The organism is Streptomyces silvae, from assembly GCF_016745505.1.
Taxonomy (GTDB): Bacteria; Actinomycetota; Actinomycetes; order Streptomycetales; family Streptomycetaceae; genus Streptomyces; species Streptomyces silvae.
Genome location: NZ_JAERUC010000130.1, coordinates 1 through 4,661, shown reverse-complemented (window position 1 = coordinate 4,661; position 4,661 = coordinate 1). Strand labels below are relative to the sequence as shown.

Annotated in this window: 5 protein-coding genes; 4 read left to right on the top strand and 1 reads right to left on the bottom strand. The window is 69.8% G+C overall.

Annotation, left to right across the window (positions count from 1 at the left end):
* The first annotated feature begins 296 nt into the window (after positions 1 to 296).
* The 3 genes from JKV81_RS19805 (at position 297) to JKV81_RS19795 (ending at position 2,442) form a co-directional block, all read left to right on the top strand.
* Positions 297 to 1,682: an FAD-binding oxidoreductase gene (locus tag JKV81_RS19805; protein WP_129264752.1), complete on the top strand. Its 1,386-nt coding sequence runs from the start codon at positions 297 to 299 to the stop codon at positions 1,680 to 1,682.
* A gap of 208 nt (positions 1,683 to 1,890) precedes the next feature.
* Positions 1,891 to 2,049, top strand: a complete 159-nt coding sequence (locus JKV81_RS19800) for a hypothetical protein (RefSeq protein ID WP_164992701.1) — start codon at positions 1,891 to 1,893, stop codon at positions 2,047 to 2,049.
* 171 nt (positions 2,050 to 2,220) lie between these two features.
* Positions 2,221 to 2,442 carry a hypothetical protein gene (locus JKV81_RS19795; RefSeq protein WP_099173059.1) on the top strand — a complete coding sequence of 74 codons (222 nt, stop codon included), beginning with the start codon at positions 2,221 to 2,223 and terminating at the stop codon, positions 2,440 to 2,442.
* A gap of 31 nt (positions 2,443 to 2,473) precedes the next feature.
* Here JKV81_RS19795 and JKV81_RS19790 read toward each other — a convergent pair whose 3' ends face one another.
* Positions 2,474 to 3,814, bottom strand: coding sequence for an ABC transporter substrate-binding protein (locus JKV81_RS19790; protein WP_202076976.1), 1,341 nt, complete (start codon positions 3,812 to 3,814; stop codon positions 2,474 to 2,476).
* Positions 3,815 to 4,160: 346 nt separating this feature from the next.
* Between JKV81_RS19790 and JKV81_RS19785 the strand changes: the two genes are divergently transcribed.
* Positions 4,161 to 4,616: a MarR family winged helix-turn-helix transcriptional regulator gene (locus JKV81_RS19785; RefSeq protein WP_129264750.1), complete on the top strand. Its 456-nt coding sequence runs from the start codon at positions 4,161 to 4,163 to the stop codon at positions 4,614 to 4,616.
* The last annotated feature ends 45 nt before the right edge of the window (positions 4,617 to 4,661 follow it).

The following is a 4,661-nucleotide window of genomic DNA, read 5'->3' as shown; positions in this document are numbered from 1 at the left end:
GTTATGAGCCCAGCGAGCTACCGAGCTGCTCCACCCCGCGCCGTTGTGATTGCAACTCTACGCCATCCGGGAGGGTGCTCCGACCACACCTGGCCACCGCTGCCCCCGCGCACCTCGGGCGGAGGCACGGCGCCCAGCGATTGCACGGCCTCCGGGGCGGCGGGACGCTTGAAGTGCACGCTTTTCGGTGTTCGGTCCCGTCCGCGCGGCATCCCAGGTGCCGGCGTCGGCCCAACCAACCTCACCCGATGCGGTGCCGCAGGGGAGGCCGGGCGCATACGCGCGAGGAGAGGACCATGGACGGCACCCTGCTGGAAAAGATGCGAACGGAGCTGCGCGGCCCGGTCATCGGCCCGGACGACGAGGAGTACGGGCGGGCCCGCACGGTCTACAACGCCATGATCGACAAGAAGCCGGCGGCCGTGGTCGAGTGCCGCGACACGGCGGACGTGATGGCCGCCGTCGACTTCCTCCGCGAGAACGGGCTGGAGCCGGCGGTCCGGGGCGGCGGGCACAGCGGCCCCGGTCTCGGCCTCCGCGACGGCGCCGTCACGCTCGATCTGTCCCCCCTGCACGGTGTGCGGGTCGATCCGGCCACCCAGACCGCCCAGGCCGACGGCGGTGCCACGCTGGGCGACCTGGACCACGCCACCCACGCCTTCGGCCTGGCCACCCCGGCGGGCATCATGTCGACCACCGGCGTCGGCGGACTGACGCTCGGCGGCGGGCACGGCTACCTCACCCGTAAGTACGGCCTCTCGGTGGACAATCTGGTCTCCGCGGACGTCGTCCTGGCCGACGGAAGCTTCGTGGCCGCGAACCCCAGCGAACACGCCGACCTGTTCTGGGCCCTGCGCGGCGGCGGCGGGAACTTCGGCGTCGTCACGTCGTTCGACTTCGAGCTGCACCCGGTGGACACGGTGGGGGTCGCCATCACCGTATGGCCCCTGGAGCTCTTCCAGGACGTCATGCGCTGGTACCGGGACTTCCTGCCGCAGGCGCCGGACGACCTGTACGGCTTCTTCGCCTCGCTGACCGTCCCGCCCGGCCCGCCCTTCCCCGAGGAGATCCACGGGCAGAAGATGTGCGGCGTGGTCTGGTGCTCGACGGCGGACCCGGAATCCCTGGGCGAGACCCTCTCCGTGGTGGACGAACCGGGCCCGCCCGCCTTCCACTTCACCTCGCCGATGCCCTACCCGGCCCTCCAGTCGATGTTCGACGCGCTGCTGCCGGCCGGTCTCCAGTGGTACTGGCGCGGCGACTTCTTCGACCGGATCACGGACGAGGCCGTCGACGTGCACGCGTCCTTCGCCGAGAAGCTCCCCACCGGCCTGTCGACCATGCACCTGTACCCGGTCGACGGGGCGGCCGGCCGGGTCGGCTCCGACGAGACCGCCTGGGCCTACCGTGACGCGCGCTGGTCGGGCGTCATCGCCGGCATCGACCCCGACCCGGCCAACGCACCGGCCCTGCGGGACTGGGCCGTAAGCTACTGGGAGGCGCTGCACCCGTACTCCATGGGCGGCGGCTACGTGAACTTCCTCGGCACCGGCGAGTCCCAGGACCGGGTCCGGGCCACCTACCGCGGCCATCACGACCGGCTCGCGGAGATCAAGCGGTCCTACGACCCGCACAACTTCTTCCACGCAAACCAGAACATCGAGCCCGCACCGCCGCACTGAACCGTCACGCCGGGGTCGCAATACCGGGGGAAAGCCGTGCCGGGAGGGTTACAGTCTGCATGCACCGCACGATGATCCGGACGCCCCCGGAGCGGCGCGGCACCGGTAGCGGCACCTCGTCGCCCTACCGGTCGGGCCGGTCCGGCATATATCGCGGCGATTCGGTCACAGGGCTCTCACCGACACACCTACGTACAGGACACCTGACATGACCGACACGCCTGCCCGCACGACCCAGCGGCACTCCGACGGCACGTCCGCGGCCACGACCGCCGACACGGGCGCCTCGGCACCGCTGCCGACACCGCAGTACGCCGGGCTGTTCATCGAGCCCGATCTGCCGCCGGTCACCGACGAACCCGAATGACCGGACGGCCGTACCGCCCTGCCGGCTTCCGGGCACCTGACGACCGCCGCGGCTGCTGCTGAGCCGCGATCGACCGGTCCGCGATCGACCGGTCCGCGATCCGCCCCGCGCGACCGGCCCTGAGTGACCGGCCCTGAGTGACCGCCCCGGCCGCACGGTCGTTGGGAGACCATGCGCATCCGTATCGGCGTGGTCGTCCTCGCAGTGGTCCTGCTCATCGCCGCGTTCATCTCGAACATCCCGTCCGAGGCCGAGACCGAGGCGGCCTGCCGACGGGCCCTCGACAACACGTCGACGTGGACCAACCGGCCGGACGTCTGCCTGGACGTGTCCGCGGAGACCTACCGCACGTTCCTCCTGATGTACGAACTGCGGGAGGAGGGCCTGGACTGAGGGGCCGAGGGGGCGCGCCTCCGGTCCCGTCTCAGCCCTGCTGTTCCTTCCACTCCGCCTGGGCCTCGTCGAGGTCCTCGGCGAGGGTGTCCAGGAAGTCCTGGGCGCTCGTCTTGCCGAGCAGCACCTTCTGGAAGCCCGATTCGCTGTCGGCCTTGGACAGGGTGTTCCAGTCGGGCAGGTAGTACGGCAGCTGCACGATCTTGGTGTCACCCGAGAACAGCGCCTCCGCCCCGAGCTTGGTGGTCTCGGCCTTGTCGAGCCAGGGGTCCTCGGCGGCCTCCTCGTTGGCCGGGATCAGGCCCGCGGACTCGCTGAACTTGGAGTTCGAGGCGTGGGAGGCGGCGAACTCGATGAACTTCCAGGCCGCCGCCTTGTTTTCGGACGACTTCAGCAGACCGAGCCCGGAGACCGGGTTGGAGACCATCACCCGGGTGCCGTCCGGCAGTTCGGGCTGCGGGATCCCGCGGAACGTGTCGTTGCCCAGCGAGGTCACGTGGTCCTGGTAGGACCCCAGGTTGTGGTTGAGCATGGCGATGCTGCCCGAGTCGAACTGGGCGACCATCTTCGTGAAGTCGTTGTTGAGGTCCGCCTCCGGAGTGGCCTTCCTGTACAGGCCGGCGTACTTCTCCAGCGCCGCGACGTTCTTCGGGTCGTTGACCGTCGTCCTCGTCTCCGACTCGTCCCAGAAGGACTCGATGCCCGACTGGCCGTACATCGCGTCCAGCGCCTGGGCGATCGAACCCGGGCCGCCGCGGATGGTGTAGCCGAACCGGTTCTTCTTCCGGTCCGTCAGTTTCTCCGCGGCCGCGTAGAAGTCGTCCCAGGTGGCCGGCTCGCCCAGCCCGGCCTTCTCGAACAGGTCCGTCCGGTAGTAGAGGACGCCGTTGGTGGCGGAGATCGGCACGGTGTACAGCTCGTCCCGGCCGCCGGCGCTCCGTACGTTCTCGGTCATCGCCTCGTTGAGCTTGCCCTTGAGCGAGCTCGCCTCGATCCGGTCGTCCAGCGGCTCCAGCGCGTCCTGGGCGGCGATCCCGGCGACCATCGCGGCCCCCACGCCCCCGACGTCCGGCAGCCCGCCGCCCTGGATGGCGGTGTCGTACTTGGACTGGGCCTCGGTGGAGGCGATGCCCACGTACTGCACGTCGATGTCCGGGTTGGCCTTCTCGAAGTCGGCGATGATCTCCTTCCAGACCGCCGTACGGACACCGCCGTTCTCGTCCCAGAACACGACCTTCCCGGTGCCCGGGCCTTCGGCGCCCTTGGCTCCGGCGATGCCGCTGCCGTCGTCACCACAGGCGGTCGCGGTGAAGGCCAGGGCGCTGACCAGGGATATCGCGGCTGCGAGACGGCTGGTGCGGGGGTTGATCACGGTCGGCTCTCTTCTCTGGGTGCGCACCGACCGACGGAAGAAGGCTCGGGGCCGGCGGCATACGGCGCTCGGTCTCATATCGCGTCTCATATATGACATACGAAGAGCAACGCGATGAACGTAAGTTCGGCCCGCTCCACCGGTCAATGCCCGTGCAGCAGAAATCTCCCGGCCCCGGAACGCCGGAGCGCCCCGCCGGTCGGACCGGTCGGGGCGCTCGAGCGTTATTGCATCATGCACACTATGTGGTCCATGCACTGCTCTGGAAACATACGATGAAGTCGGTACGCACGACGGCAGGACGACACACCGGCCTCGCCCGGCAGGAAGCAGGAGGTGCCCGCGCATGAACAGGGCGACACGAGAGGTCGAGTACGAGCAGATGCTGCTCAGCCGCCACGGCCTGCTGGCCCACCGGAAGGGCCGCCGCAAGGACGGCCTCCTGGAGCGCAGCGCCTACATCCTGCTCAGCCGCATCCGCGTCCAGGGCCCGATGTCCGTCGGCGAGCTCAGCGAGGCCTTCGACCTCGATGTCTCCACCCTCAACCGCCAGACCGCGGCGGTCATGCGCGCCGGCTTCGTGGAGCGCATCCCCGACCCGGACGGGGGCATGGCCCGTAAGTTCCGCATCACCGAGGAGGGCGTCAAGACCCTCGACGCGGAACGGGAGGGCATGGTCACGTCCCTGCAGCAGGTCATGGCCGACTGGCCCGACGAGGACATCTCCGCCTTCGCCGGCTATCTGCGGCGCTTCAACACCGACATCGAGGGCCTCGCCGGCCGCCCCTGGCCCCGCCCCTGATCAGCCGCACGCACTGGAGGGGCGTCCCCGGGCCCGGGGACGCCC